15 protein-coding genes are annotated in these 13,588 nt (G+C 61.1%); 6 read left to right on the top strand and 9 right to left on the bottom strand.

Going from position 1 to position 13,588, the window contains the following annotated elements:
- The first annotated feature begins 21 nt into the window (after positions 1-21).
- Entirely contained in the window at positions 22-681 is a 660-nt protein-coding gene (locus tag RB216_RS10210) for a CoA transferase subunit B (RefSeq protein ID WP_003211625.1), read from the top strand.
- Positions 682-692: 11 nt separating this feature from the next.
- The gene (locus RB216_RS10205) at positions 693-1,874 is read left to right on the top strand and encodes an acetyl-CoA C-acetyltransferase (protein WP_068931771.1); all 1,182 of its coding nucleotides are present in this window, start codon (positions 693-695) and stop codon (positions 1,872-1,874) included.
- 181 nt (positions 1,875-2,055) lie between these two features.
- On the opposite strand, the gene RB216_RS10200 is transcribed toward RB216_RS10205, so the two are convergent.
- Positions 2,056-2,478, bottom strand: coding sequence for a PaaI family thioesterase (locus tag RB216_RS10200; RefSeq protein WP_028619598.1), 423 nt, complete (start codon positions 2,476-2,478; stop codon positions 2,056-2,058).
- 149 nt (positions 2,479-2,627) lie between these two features.
- Here RB216_RS10200 and RB216_RS10195 point away from each other — a divergent pair, with 149 nt between their 5' ends.
- Positions 2,628-3,491, top strand: coding sequence for a DUF4349 domain-containing protein (locus tag RB216_RS10195; RefSeq protein ID WP_308908640.1), 864 nt, complete (start codon positions 2,628-2,630; stop codon positions 3,489-3,491).
- A 72-nt stretch (positions 3,492-3,563) separates the two neighbouring features.
- On the opposite strand, the gene RB216_RS10190 is transcribed toward RB216_RS10195, so the two are convergent.
- Positions 3,564-4,649, bottom strand: a complete 1,086-nt coding sequence (locus RB216_RS10190; RefSeq protein WP_308908639.1) for a DUF1615 domain-containing protein — start codon at positions 4,647-4,649, stop codon at positions 3,564-3,566.
- A gap of 148 nt (positions 4,650-4,797) precedes the next feature.
- On the opposite strand from RB216_RS10190, the gene RB216_RS10185 reads away from it, so the two are divergent.
- Complete coding sequence (locus tag RB216_RS10185; protein WP_308908638.1) at positions 4,798-5,412, top strand: LysE family translocator; 615 nt, start codon at positions 4,798-4,800, stop codon at positions 5,410-5,412.
- Between the two features lie 112 nt (positions 5,413-5,524).
- On the opposite strand, the gene hemB is transcribed toward RB216_RS10185, so the two are convergent.
- From hemB to RB216_RS10170, 3 genes are all read right to left on the bottom strand, one after another.
- Positions 5,525-6,499: a porphobilinogen synthase gene (hemB, locus tag RB216_RS10180; protein ID WP_308908637.1), complete on the bottom strand. Its 975-nt coding sequence runs from the start codon at positions 6,497-6,499 to the stop codon at positions 5,525-5,527.
- Positions 6,500-6,637: 138 nt separating this feature from the next.
- Positions 6,638-7,480, bottom strand: a complete 843-nt coding sequence (locus RB216_RS10175; RefSeq protein WP_028619593.1) for a PhzF family phenazine biosynthesis protein — start codon at positions 7,478-7,480, stop codon at positions 6,638-6,640.
- 3 nt (positions 7,481-7,483) lie between these two features.
- Positions 7,484-8,182, bottom strand: coding sequence for a glutathione S-transferase N-terminal domain-containing protein (locus tag RB216_RS10170; protein ID WP_028619592.1), 699 nt, complete (start codon positions 8,180-8,182; stop codon positions 7,484-7,486).
- Between the two features lie 249 nt (positions 8,183-8,431).
- Between RB216_RS10170 and RB216_RS10165 the strand changes: the two genes are divergently transcribed.
- Both RB216_RS10165 and RB216_RS10160 read left to right on the top strand, forming a co-directional pair.
- On the top strand, positions 8,432-9,133 hold the full coding sequence (locus tag RB216_RS10165; RefSeq protein ID WP_028619591.1) for a hypothetical protein: 702 nt from the start codon (positions 8,432-8,434) through the stop codon (positions 9,131-9,133).
- Between the two features lie 44 nt (positions 9,134-9,177).
- Positions 9,178-10,233 (top strand): permease, encoded by a 1,056-nt coding sequence (locus RB216_RS10160; protein WP_308908636.1) that lies wholly within the window; start codon positions 9,178-9,180, stop codon positions 10,231-10,233.
- On the opposite strand, the gene mnmH is transcribed toward RB216_RS10160, so the two are convergent.
- The 4 genes from mnmH to RB216_RS10140 form a co-directional block, all read right to left on the bottom strand.
- Positions 10,223-11,326: a tRNA 2-selenouridine(34) synthase MnmH gene (gene mnmH, locus RB216_RS10155; RefSeq protein WP_305384568.1), complete on the bottom strand. Its 1,104-nt coding sequence runs from the start codon at positions 11,324-11,326 to the stop codon at positions 10,223-10,225. The genes RB216_RS10160 and mnmH overlap by 11 nt on opposite strands.
- Positions 11,326-12,360, bottom strand: coding sequence for a selenide, water dikinase SelD (gene selD / locus RB216_RS10150; RefSeq protein ID WP_028619588.1), 1,035 nt, complete (start codon positions 12,358-12,360; stop codon positions 11,326-11,328). The genes mnmH and selD overlap by 1 nt, the downstream gene beginning before the upstream one ends.
- A gap of 94 nt (positions 12,361-12,454) precedes the next feature.
- Positions 12,455-13,207: a TerC family protein gene (locus tag RB216_RS10145; protein ID WP_010211333.1), complete on the bottom strand. Its 753-nt coding sequence runs from the start codon at positions 13,205-13,207 to the stop codon at positions 12,455-12,457.
- 42 nt (positions 13,208-13,249) lie between these two features.
- A complete protein-coding gene (locus tag RB216_RS10140; RefSeq protein WP_028619587.1) occupies positions 13,250-13,501 on the bottom strand; it encodes a hypothetical protein in 252 nt (83 codons plus the stop codon).
- Positions 13,502-13,588 lie beyond the last annotated feature (87 nt).

The raw sequence follows: 13,588 nt of genomic DNA, 5'->3' as shown, positions 1-13,588 counted from the left end.
GAACAATAAGGACACATAAAAATGGCTCTTACCCGCGAACAAATGGCTCAACGCGTCGCCCGCGAAATGCAGGACGGCTTCTACGTCAACCTCGGCATCGGCATTCCGACCCTGGTGGCCAACTACATCCCCGAAGGCATGGAAGTGATGCTGCAATCGGAAAACGGCCTGCTGGGCATGGGCCCTTTTCCTACCGAAGAAACCATTGATGCCGACATGATCAACGCCGGCAAACAAACAGTCACCGCGCGCATCGGCGCGTCGATCTTCTCCTCCGCCGAGTCCTTCGCGATGATCCGTGGCGGCCACGTCGACCTCACCGTGCTTGGCGCGTTTGAGGTGGACGTACAAGGCAATATCGCCTCATGGATGATCCCCGGCAAGCTGGTCAAAGGCATGGGCGGCGCCATGGACCTGGTGGCCGGTGCGGAAAACATCATCGTGATCATGACCCACGCGTCCAAGGACGGTGAGTCCAAGTTGCTCAGCCAGTGCAGCCTGCCGCTGACCGGCGCCAACTGCATCAAGCGTGTATTGACCGACCTGGCCTACCTGGAAATCGAAAATGGCGCTTTTGTCCTCAAGGAACGCGCACCTGGCGTCAGCGTTGAGGAGATTGTGAGCAAGACCGCCGGTAAACTGATCGTCCCGGACCACGTTCCAGAAATGCACTTCCAGTGAGGACAGATTCCATGCAAGACGTCGTGATTGTTGCTGCCACCCGCACCGCCGTGGGCAGCTTCCAGGGTTCGCTGGCGAACATTCCGGCACCGGAACTGGGCGCTGCCGTGATCCGTCGCCTGTTGGAACAGACTGGCCTCGACCCGGCCCAAGTGGATGAAGTGATCCTCGGCCAGGTACTCACCGCAGGCAGCGGCCAGAACCCGGCGCGCCAGGCCTCGATCCTCGCCGGCCTGCCCCACGCGGTGCCCAGCCTGACGTTGAACAAGGTCTGCGGCTCCGGCCTCAAGGCCCTGCACTTGGGCGCCCAGGCCATCCGTTGCGGCGACGCCGAAGTGATCATCGCCGGCGGCATGGAAAACATGAGCCTGGCCCCGTATGTACTGCCCGCCGCACGCACCGGTTTGCGCATGGGCCACGCGAAGATGATCGACAGCATGATCACCGACGGTTTGTGGGATGCGTTCAACGACTACCACATGGGCATCACCGCCGAGAACCTGGTGGACAAGTACGGCATCAGCCGTGAAGCCCAGGACGCGTTCGCTGCGGCGTCTCAGCAAAAAGCCGCTGCTGCTATTGAAGCAGGCCGCTTTGTCGATGAGATCACCCCGATCCTGATTCCCCAGCGTAAAGGCGATCCTGTGGCCTTCGCCGTGGATGAACAGCCTCGCGCCGGCACCACTGCCGAGTCCCTGGCCAAACTGAAACCGGCGTTCAAGAAAGACGGCAGCGTCACCGCCGGCAACGCCTCCAGCCTCAACGACGGTGCCGCCGCCGTGCTGCTGATGAGCGCCGACAAGGCCAAGGCCCTTGGGCTGCCGGTACTGGCGCGTATTGCCAGCTACGCCAACGCGGGCGTCGACCCAGCCATCATGGGCATCGGCCCGGTCTCGGCCACTCGCCGCTGCCTGGACAAAGCCGGCTGGAGCCTGGGCGACCTGGACCTGATCGAAGCCAACGAAGCCTTCGCCGCACAATCCCTGGCGGTGGGCAAAGAGCTGGAATGGGATGCAGAGAAGGTCAACGTCAACGGCGGCGCCATCGCCATCGGCCACCCAATCGGCGCGTCAGGCTGCCGCGTGCTGGTGACGCTGCTGCATGAAATGATCAAACGCGATGCCAAGAAAGGTTTGGCAACGCTGTGCATCGGTGGCGGCCAGGGTGTCGCGCTGGCGCTCGAACGCAACTGATTCAAAGAGCAACACGGAAAAGGCCTGGTTCCACGAAAACCAGGCCTTTTCTTAATGCGTTCTATCTGCAAAACGCAGTTCAAATGTGGGAGCGGGCTTGCTCGCGAAAGCGGTGAGTCAACCATGAATCTGGTGACTGACACACTGCGTTCGCGAGCAAGCCCGCTCCCACATTTGATCTTTATTGCCTGTCGGATTGGGGCACCGCAAACACCGCATTCGCCCGCGCCACCACCTTCTCCCCCACCTGCAAGCTCACCGTGGCAAACGCCATCTGCCGCCCCCGCTTGTGATGCTCCAACCGCACCACAATCCACTCCCCGACCTGCACCGCCCCCAGGTAATCCAAGGTCATGCTCGCAGTAATCAACGGCAGTGGCGGCTCGCTGGAAAAGGCCATGGCATACCCCATGCCGATGTCCGCCAGGGTCGCCAGCACGCCCCCATGCACGGTGCCGCGTCCATTGGCGTGGCGATTGTCGGCACGCAGGCCGATCTCCAGTTGCAGGCCCTCCCCTCGGCAATAGGCCGGGCCGAGCAGATCCAGCAATGGACTGCTGCGGGGCAATGACACAAAACCTTCAGGTACGGCGTGAGTGATCATGGCGGATTCTTCCCTGGAGTGAAGGTTGAGATGTACGCCTGGCCGCAAGCAGCGGCCATTACCATCTACCGCGCAAATCCCCCGCGATGCTTTGCGTTAATCCACCAGACCCGCTTTAATCGCCGCATCCACTCGCTCAAGGAACTGCAATGCGCCACCCGGACGGCAAATCCCTCGCACTTCGTGCCCCTCTTTTGACACTGCTCGCCGGCTTGGCCCTGGTTGGCTGCTCGCCCAGTGACCACTCGCGCGCACGGGTGATCAACGGCGAACAAAGCCGTGCCGGCGCGCAATTGGCCTACGAACACGAACTGAGTCTGGCCCTTCCCGGCGCTTTGCTTTCACCGCGCATGCAGGCCACTCGCGAAGCCTGCGAAACCGCGCGTTTTGGCGCCTGCAATATCCTCGGCATCACCGAAAACGACAGCGGCGGCCAGATCATCCTGCGCATCGCGCCGACCGGTGTGGAACCGATGGTCACGATGGCTGCTGAAGGTGGCAAACTCGGCCAGCGCATCACCACCGCTGAAGACCTGGCCGATGCCGTTGCCGATGTGCGCCGTCGCCAGGACCGTCTGCAAGCCCAGCAGCTACGCCTCGACGAACTGGCCAAACGCAAGGACATCACCGTCAGTGACCTGATTGCCTTAAGCAAGGAACAGGCGGGCATTGAAAACGAGCTGCAGGAACTGGCACAGGTTGCCGCCGGCCAGCAACGCCGCGTCGATACCAACCGTGTGACCCTGAACTTCCGCTCCTCCGACGGTGCAAACCAGCAGTCGAGGTTCAGCCGCAAGCTCAGCAGCTTGGGCGACAACCTGGTGGACGGCACTGCCGACGCCCTGGAGCGGTCGGCCTATGTACTGCCGTTCGTGATCCTGGCGTTTCCGGTGGTGTGGTTGTGGGTGTGGCTGTGGCGCCGCTTTGTTGTGAAGAGCCGCCCTGTGGTGAGCGGGCTTGTCCCGCGCTTAGGTGCGAAGCACCCCCAGAATGAGCCGCAGAGTGACACCTGAAAGTCCTCAGTGTCTTTGATTGGGGCTGCTACGCACCCCAGCGCGGGACAAGCCCGCTCACCACAAAGCTGATCAGCGCTTCATGCACCGCTGATAACGTTCATTCACCCGCTTGGCGAACCAGGCGGTAGTGAGATTGCGGGTGATTTTGGGGCTCTTGAGCACAATGCCCGGCAGGATCGCACGCGGCATCGGCTTGCCCGCCGCCTTGTCGGCCAGGGCAAACACGCGCTTGTAGAGCGTGGTGTCTTCAAAGTCCAGTTGCTCGCCTTGCTCCAACTGGCTGCGGATGCTGGGGTTGCGCATGTCCAGCTTCGCACCCAATGACCGCACCGCCAGCTCGGTAGTGCCCGGCAGCAGTGAACCGTAGCGAATCAGATCTCCATCCAAGGCCAGGTCGGTGCCCGAGGCACGGCTGACGGCAGCCTGGAACGCGGCATTGCGGCTGGCGTACCAGCCGGCATTGAAGTCGGCAAACCGGTACAACGGCTGGTCATAGTTAACCGGATAACCGAGCAAATGCGCGATGCCGAAGTACATGCCGCCCCGGCGGGTGAACACTTCGCGGCGAATGCTGCCGTCCACCGTGTAGGGATAACCTCGCGCTTGTTTCTGCGCAAAGTCGATACTCACCTGCATCGGCCCTGCGGTATGCACCGGGTTGAAGCCACCAAACAGGGTCTTGCCCAGGGGCACCATGCTGATGAAGTCATCGAAGATGCCACTCAGGTCTTTCTCCGTACGTGCAGCGCCCAGGCGATCGGCGTAAGTCTTGCCGGTGGGCGAACGCAGTTGCAGTGCGCTGCGGACCACAAACGCCGGCACATGGACTTTTCCGGCGCGCCGCAGGATTTCATCCTGGGCGATCTTGCCCATGTTCGGCACGGGTGGGTCCACTTGGTAAGTGGACTCCTGCTCGGTCACCGCCAGCACCGCGCAGATGTTTTCCGTGCTGGGGTAGATTTTCTGGGTATCGAAGGCGGTGTAGATGTCCTGGGCCCACCCCTTGCGATCAGACACCTGGGCCGGTAGCAACCGCACGATCTGCGCCTTCACCTCGGCTTCGCTGCGCTCCGGCTGTTGCGGGTTGCGTGTGGTGGAGCAACCGGCCAGTACCAGTAAAGTGGTAAAGCACAGGATCAGGCGGCTTGGGTACATGGAGCTTCCTTGGGTGGCGGCGGGCCGGGACATTGCAGATATCGACCGGTAAGTCTAACCAGGGTTCGCCCACCTTGCGCGCTCGCCAGTGACCCGAAAAATGTGACAGGATCGGTCATCGACCATTCGTACACGGAGTTTGAATGCCATGCTCAGCCTGAACTTCCTGATTACCTGCCTGATTGTCGTATTGATTCCCGGCACCGGCGTGATATTCACTGTGTCCACCGGCCTCACCGCCGGCAAGCGCGCCAGTGTATTCGCAGCGTTGGGCTGTACCGCCGGGATCATCCCGCATTTGCTGGCGTCTGTTCTCGGCCTGTCCGCCCTGCTTCACACCAGCGCATTGGCATTCGACATGCTCAAGTACGCAGGCGTCGCCTACCTGCTGTACGTAGCGTATGCCACCTGGCGCGATCGTTCGGCCTTTGCGGTCAGCGAAACACCGACGCTCTCCAGCGCATGGACCCTGATGTCGCGCGGCTTGTTGATGAACATTCTCAACCCGAAGCTGACCATTTTCTTCCTGGCCTTCTTTCCCCAGTTCGTCACGCCTGGTAGCACGGCGCCAGCCCTGCAAATGCTGGTGCTGAGCGCTGTATTCATGGCAATGACATTTGCGGTGTTCGTGGTGTATGGCCTGCTGGCCAACGTATTTCGCCGCGCGGTGATCGAATCACCACGGGTACAGAACTGGCTGCGCCGCAGCTTTGCGGCAGCCTTTGCGGGGCTGGGGTTGAACCTGGCGTTTGCGCAACGCTGATACCACACAAAACTGTAGGAGCTGGCTTGCCAGCGATAGCATCACCTCGGTTTTACTGAAAGACCGAGGTGCCTGTATCGCCGGCAAGCCAGCTCCTGCAGTGGAGGCAGGTTTAGATCCCAGCCAACGCCAAATCCATCGCAAAGTAGGTGAAGATCAAGTCCGCCCCCGCGCGCTTGATCGAGCCCAATGTCTCGCGCACCACACGGTCCTCATCAATCGCACCCGCCTGGGCACCGAATTTGATCATCGCGTATTCGCCGCTGACCTGGTACGCCGCCACCGGCAGGCGCGAGGCTTCGCGGATGTCGCGGATGATGTCGAGGTAGGCACCGGCAGGCTTGACCATCAGCGCATCCGCGCCTTCCTGTTCGTCCAGCAACGATTCGCGCACCGCTTCGCGGCGGTTCATCGGGTTCATCTGGTAGCTTTTACGGTCGCCCTTGAGCGCGCTGCCGCCGGCTTCGCGGAACGGGCCGTAGAGGGCCGAGGCGAATTTGGTCGAGTACGCCATGATCGGGATATGGGTGAAACCGGCATCATCCAGGGCGCGGCGAATTGCCTGAACCTGGCCGTCCATCGCCGCCGAGGGTGCGATCACATCGGCACCCGCTCGGGCAGCGGCCACGGCTTGCTTGCCGAGGTTGACCAGGGTCGCGTCGTTGTCGACATGGGCACCGTGCATCACGCCACAGTGGCCATGATCGGTGTATTCGCAGAAGCAGGTGTCGGACATCACGATCATTTCCGGCACGGTGTCCTTGATGATCGAGGACATGCGCGAGACCAGGCCACGTTCCTTCCAAGTGTCGCTACCGCTGGCGTCCAAGTGGTGGGACACGCCAAAAGTCATCACCGACTTGATGCCGGCGCGGGCATAGCGCTCGATCTCGCCGGCCAGTTTCTTCTCAGGGATACGCAACACACCGGGCATGCTGGTGATGGGCACGAAATCGTCGATTTCTTCTTCGACGAAGATCGGCAGTACCAGATCGTTGAGGGTGAATTCGCTTTCCTGGAACAAACCACGCAGCTCCGGGGAGCGGCGCAGGCGGCGTGGGCGGGTTTGGGGGAACTGGCTGGTCATGGCTTTCCTATCAGAAGGCAGAAATCTTTGGGGCAGAAGGCAGAAATCTTTGGGGCGAAAGCTTATGCCCCTTGGCCCCGGCAGCACAAACGCCAAGGGGCCAATAGTGTATTGCGCCGCCCGTAACAATGCATTGATCTAGAGCTGCAATCGCCCTTCGATACACACCGCAACAGCGCCACCGACCCAGATTTCATCGCCCTCACGCTCAACACGAATCCGCCCTGCCCGTCCGATGGCCGTGCCCTGGCTAACCACATAGCACTCAGGCGCCAGGCCTTCGGCCAGCAGCCATTGGGCAACGCCAGCGTTCAGGCTGCCGGTGGCCGGGTCTTCTTGGGCGCCATCGCCCGCGATGAAGGCGCGGACTTCAAACTGTGCGTCCACATCATCCTGCGTGGGATCGCAGGGGGCGATCACGCCCACCGCCAAACCCAGCAGTTGCGAATAGTCCGGTTGTAGAGCCAGCACTTGATTGCGATCCGACAGCATCACTGCCAGCCAGCCCGCGCCGTTGTCGACCCATTGGCTGCGCACAATGGCTTCAGGCGCCAAACCCAGCGCCAGACGCACGCGCTCGATCAACAAGGCCTCCACCGGCCCGGAGCGCAATAACGGCGGCGCGATAAATGCCAGCTCATCGCCCTGGCGACGGATACGCACCAGGCCGATTTCGCACTCCTGGATGATCTCCTCGCCTTGCGCAATCCCGCCGGCCTTCAGCCACGCGTGGCAACTGCCCAGCGTCGGGTGCCCGGCGAACGGCAGCTCCGTCAAGGTGGTAAAGATTCGCACCCGGTAGTCGGCCCTGGGATCACGCGGCGTCAGCAAAAACGTGGTTTCGCTGAGGTTGGTCCAGTTGGCGAAGTCCGCCATCTGCTGATCCGTCAGGCTGTCAGCACCGAACACCACCGCCAGCGGGTTGCCTTTAAGCGGCACGCTGCTGAAGACGTCCAGTTGCTTGAAATCAAAAGTCGGCATGCTTCAACTCGGAATATTAAGGCCACGGATCACTGCCGGCCGGGCGACGAAACCGTCCAGCGCGCGCAGCACATTAGGGAAGTCGGCGATGCCCACCAGGTCACCGGACTCGTAGAAGCCGATCAGGTTGCGGATCCACGGGAAGGTCGCGATGTCGGCGATGCTGTACTCGTCGCCCATGATCCATGTGCGGCCCAGCAGGCGTTTCTCCAGCACGTCGAGCAAGCGCCGGGATTCGGCGGCGTAGCGGTCACGGGGACGCTTGTCTTCGTAGGCCTTGCCGGCGAATTTATTGAAGAACCCCAACTGGCCAAACATCGGCCCGATGCCGCCCATCTGGAACATCAGCCACTGGATCGTTTCATAGCGGGTGGCCGGATCTTCGGAGAGCAACTGGCTGGTTTTCTCCGCCAGATAGATCAGGATCGCGCCGGACTCGAACAGCGCCAGTGGCGAACCGCCAGGGCCATTGGGGTCGATGATCGCGGGGATCTTGTTGTTGGGATTCAGGGACAGGAACTCGGGCGACAACTGGTCCTGGGTCTCGAAGCTGACTTTGTGGGCTTCATAGGGCAGCCCCAGCTCTTCGAGCATGATCGAGACTTTTACCCCATTGGGCGTCGGCAGCGAGTAAAGCTGCAAGCGTTCGGGGTGCTGCGCGGGCCATTTGCTGTTGATCGGGAAAGCGGCGAGTGGGTTCATCGTAAGTCCCTGTTCAGAAAGTCCCCATCATAGCTATCACTACGGTGCCCTGCATGGGTCATCAATACGCAACAACCGCTGGCTATTATCCCGCATGGGCGAACCAATAGGCCCGAGGGCACTCTTAAGTGCACTCAAACGGTGAATGGAGGCAACACGTTTTATTGACAGGGAACACCGCAGGACGCTGGATGCGTCACTGGGCCGGGCTTGTCCGCCTTAATCCGATGCACTGAAGACTCGACACTAATGATTATCAAGCCTCTGTGCCTTGCGCTACGCCTGAAACGATATTCATACATCATGTTGCCGCTGCTGCTCGTAGGCGGTGCTATCGGCCTGACCCTGGAGTCGCGCGTCAGCAGCGCCGAGCCGGTGGACGGCGTACAAACCCTGGTGTTCCTGCGCCATGGCGAAAAACCCGCCGGCGGCTTGGGCCAGCTCAACTGCCAGGGCCTCAACCGAGCGATGAACCTGGCCACCCTGCTCCCGGAAAAATTCGGCAAGGCCAACTTCGTGTTCGCCGCCAACCCGACACGGAATGTGGAAGAAGGCGAACTGGACAATTCCTACAGCTACATTCGCCCGTTGATGACCATCACCCCCAGCGCCATCAAATTGGGCCTGCCGGTGAACATCAAGTTTTCGGCGAACGATACCCACGACCTCGCTGACGAGTTGGTGGAGGACAAGTACCACAACTCCATCATCTACACCGCCTGGTCCCACGGCTATCTGCCGGAGCTGATCAACAGGGTGGCGAGCGAAGCGTCGGGCGAAAAGCACACCATCACCGATGACTGGTCCGGCAGCGACTACGACACGCTCTACGTGCTGACCCTGACCTGGCATAACGGCAAGGCCTCGCTGCTGAGCCGCAACTACAAGCAAGGCTTGAACGACGGCGACAAAAGCTGCCCCGAACCGACGCAGGTGAGTGCCGATAGCTGACAGCGTATGATGCGCCGCTATCGACTCACCTGCGGATCATCACCATGCCTGACCTCACGTCCTCCCAACCCACTCGGGGCTGGTCCTTCTGGTGGAAACCTGCGCTGTTCCTGCTGGTTGCCTGCGTCGGCCTTTACTATGTGAAGTGGTCGCCCTACTACCTCAAGGCTTTCGTTGCCGCCGACAACCACAGCATCGGCACCTCGATCCTCAACGATCAACAAAGCGCGCCTTTGGCAGCGGCACTCGCCTACGCCCAGGTGTATTTCCTGGCGATCTGGAAAGCCGCCGTGCTGGCGGTGATCCTCGGCTCGCTCCTGCAAGTGCTGATTCCACGGGATTGGCTGCTGCGTCTGTTTGGACGTGCCGGGCTTGCCTCGACGTTGCGCGGCGGGCTGTTCGCGTTGCCGGGCATGATGTGCAGCTGCTGCGCGGCACCGGTCGCGGCGGGCATGCGCCGCCAGCGGGTATCGGTGGGCGCGGCGTTGGCGTTCTGGATCGCCAACCCGGTACTGAATCCGGCGACCCTGGTGTTCATGGGCTTTGTGCTGGGCTGGGGCTTCACCGCACTCAGGCTGGTGGCGGGCATTGTGCTTGTCGTCGGAGTGTCGCTGGTGGCACAGCGTATTGCCGGTCCGGAGCAGGTACCGGAAGCGACGCTGGATGCGGTGGCCGAAGCCAGCATTGGCGAGTCGCAGCCGTTCTTGAGTCGTTGGCTGCGCACTTTGTGGCAGCTGTTCTGGAGCACGATTCCGATCTACATCCTGGCGGTATTGATACTGGGCGCGGCGCGGGTCTGGCTGTTTCCCCATGTGGACGGCGCCATGACCAACAGCCTGGTGTGGCTGGTGCCGCTGGCGATTGTCGGCACGTTGTTCGTGATTCCCACCGCCGCAGAGATCCCTATCGTACAAACCATGATGGCCCTGGGCATGGGCACTGGCCCAGCGGTGGCGCTGCTGATGACCTTACCCAGCGTGAGCCTGCCGTCACTGCTGATGCTGCGCAAGGATTTCGATACGCGGGTGCTGGTGACGGTGGCCGGGCTGACAATCCTGGTGGGGGTGGCCTGCGGCTTGATCGGCGCCGCTATCCTTTAGCCTGGGCGCGCTCGCGCAGATACGCCACCACGGCGCCCTGCTCGCCGGCAAACTCGATACGTGCGCCTTTGCTTTCACGTTGGAAGGCGTACATCGGGTCGTAATATTCCCGCAAAAGCCCTTCGATCCAGGCCCGGTGCAGGTCTACGGCGCCGCTGCGGGCCTGTTCTACCAAGGCGTCCTGCAGGATCGCCTGCAACCGCTGGTAACGTTCACCGCCCAGGCGCTTGTGGATATTGGCCAGGCTCTGGGTCAGGCGCTCGGCGAACAACGCCTGGCCGCGCTCGCCAAACACCTCGACGAATTCCGCACACAAGTCCACGACGTAAGCTTGCAGGATCCGTTCGACCCGGCCTGCCACGCTGTCTTCCAACCACACCATCGGGAACGACTGCATACCCTTGTGCAACGGCAGTGGCAACGCGCAACTGCCGATCATGCGGCTTTCGTCCTCGACTACAAACTGCTCGATACCGGCGGCGCGTTTCTTCAGCAGGTCCACCGCCAGGCGGTTTTCGAAGTCGATGTTGGACGGCTGCGCCGTGGCGCGCTTGCCGAAGCTGGAACCACGATGGTTGGCGTGGCCTTCCAGGTCCAGGGCATTGCGCAATTGACCGAGCACCTCGGTCTTGCCGGTGCCGGTCATGCCGCCCAGCAACACAAAATCACACTGGGCCGCAGCCTGCTCAACGGTCTCCAGCAAAAAGCTGCGCATGGCCTTATAGCCACCGCCCACACGCGGGTACTCGATACCCACCTCGGTCTTCAGCCACTGCTGCACGATCTGCGAACGCAGCCCTCCACGGAAACAGTAGAGGTAGCCATCGGGGTTGGCCTGGGCGAAACGCGCCCAGTGTTCGATGCGCTCGGCCTTGATTGCGCCGGACACCAGTTCATGTCCGAGCACGATGGCCGCCTGCTGGCCTTGCTGTTTGTAGCAGGTGCCGACCCGCTGGCGCTCGTCATCGGTCATCAGCGGCAGATTGACTACACCTGGAAAGGCGCCTTTGACGAACTCGACCGGCGCACGGGTATCCATCATCGGCCGGTCGTTGAGAAAGATGTCGCGGTAGTCGGTGATATCAGTCGCCATCAAATCACCTCAACCGCGTGGGTCTGTCGCTCGACCAGTTCGCCGATAGGCTTCAGGACCAGGCCCAGTTCAGCCGCCACAGTGTGGAATTCGGCATCGCCCTCGGGCGTGACGGCGATCAACAGGCCGCCGCTGGTCTGCGGGTCGCACAGCACACGCTTATGCAGTTCCTGAAGACGTCCGAGTTTGCTTGAATAGCTGTCGAAGTTGCGCAACGTACCGCCGGGCATGCAGCCCTGATCCAGATAATCTTCGATCCCGGCTAAGCGAGGGACATTGTTGTACTCGATGCGCGCCGTCAGGCCGCTGCCATCGGCCATTTCCACCAAGTGGCCCAACAGCCCGAAACCGGTGACATCGGTCATCGCCGTCACCCCCGCCAACTTGCCGAAACGACTGCCGGGCTTGTTCAGGGTGCACATCCAGTCCCGGGCCAGGCCGATATCTGCTTCGCGCAATTTGCCCTTCTTCTCGGCGGTGGTGAGGATGCCGATGCCCAGAGGCTTGGTCAGGTACAGCCGGCAACCGGCGCTGGCCGTGTCGTTGCGCTTCATATGGCGCTTTTGCACGAGGCCGGTCACTGCCAGCCCGAAGATGGGCTCCGGCGCATCGATCGAGTGGCCACCCGCCAGGGGAATACCGGCTTCGTCGCACACGGAACGGCCGCCACGGATCACCTCGCGGGCAATCTCCGGCGCCAGCACATTCACCGGCCAACCCAGAATGGCGATGGCCATCAACGGATCGCCGCCCATGGCGTAGATGTCACTGATGGCGTTGGTGGCGGCAATCCGGCCGAAATCGAAGGGGTCATCGACAATCGGCATGAAAAAGTCGGTGGTGGAGACCACGCCGCGCTCATCGTCAATGGCGTACACCGCCGCATCGTCGCGTGAAGCATTGCCCACCCACAGCTTGGGGTCGAGGTGCTGTGCGCCGCTACCGGCAAGGATCACCTCCAATACCTGGGGCGATATCTTGCAGCCACACCCCGCGCCGTGACTGTACTGGGTAAGACGAATCGGCTCGTTCATGTAGGACCTCACGCTATCAAGTGCGCGAATTCTAACAGACAGCAAATGGCCGGCTGGACTCTTGTGAGCACAGCCGGCCTTTTGGTTTCAGCCGTTATTGCCGGGCAGCAAGCAAACGCTTGTGACGGTTACGACGGGCAATGTTCAAACATTCGATCGCCGCCGAGAACGCCATGGCCGCATACACGTAGCCTTTAGGCACATGGGCGCCGAAGCCTTCGGCGATCAACGTCATGCCGATCATGATCAGGAAGCCCAAGGCCAACATCACCACGGTCGGGTTGTCGTTGATGAACTTGGCCAGCGGTTCGGCCGCCACCAGCATCACGATCACCGAAGTCACTACGGCAATGATCATGATCGGCAAGTGCTCAGTCATGCCCACAGCGGTGATGATGCTGTCGATGGAGAACACCAGGTCAAGCAACAGGATCTGGCCGATGGCCGCGGCAAAACCGATGGCCACGACGTTGCCGGCGCTGGTTTCCTTCTCTTCCGGCTCCGGGTCCATGCTGTGATGGATCTCGGTGGTTGCCTTCCACACCAGGAACAGACCACCGGCGATCAGGATCATGTCCTTCCACGAAAACGCCTGGCCAAACACTTCGAATACCGGTGCGGTCAACTGCACGATGAACGCGATGGTGCTCAGCAGGCCCAGACGCAACACCAACGCCATGCTGATACCGATGCGTCGTGCCTTGGCCCGATGCTGCTCCGGCAGCTTGTTGGTGAGGATCGAAATGAAGATCAGGTTATCGATGCCCAGCACGATCTCCATGACGATCAAGGTCGCCAGGGCAACCCAGGCGGTGGGGCTGGCGGCCAGTTGTAAAAGGTAATCCATAGGTCAGTCCTGACGTTCTTCGTAAATATAAAGTGCGGGAAATTAGGCTTCTTTGCTGTTCGATTCGCTTTCTTTGTCTTCCTGATCATCCTTGTTCTGCGGGTTGATCAGGCCGTTTGTCGCTTCACTCAATGCCTGCTCGGCCGCCTTGTGGGTGTCATCGATGGCTTGCTTGGCCGATTCGGTGGCCTTGCCCAGCACCTGCTGCGCGCTTTTCTCGACCTGATCGCAGCCGCTGATCACTACCAATGTAAGGGCAAGCAACGATGCCTTGCCCAGGGAATTGAGTTTCATGATGTCTTCCTCGTTAGAACCATTGGGTCCAAATAGTGGCCCCGCGATAGCGAGGCATTCTATGCAGGTGAACAGTTCAGGAAAATT

It is taken from the genome of Pseudomonas canadensis (genome assembly GCF_030980095.1).
GTDB classification, from domain to species: domain Bacteria; phylum Pseudomonadota; class Gammaproteobacteria; order Pseudomonadales; family Pseudomonadaceae; genus Aquipseudomonas; species Aquipseudomonas canadensis.
This window is presented reverse-complemented; position numbering and strand designations above follow the sequence as displayed.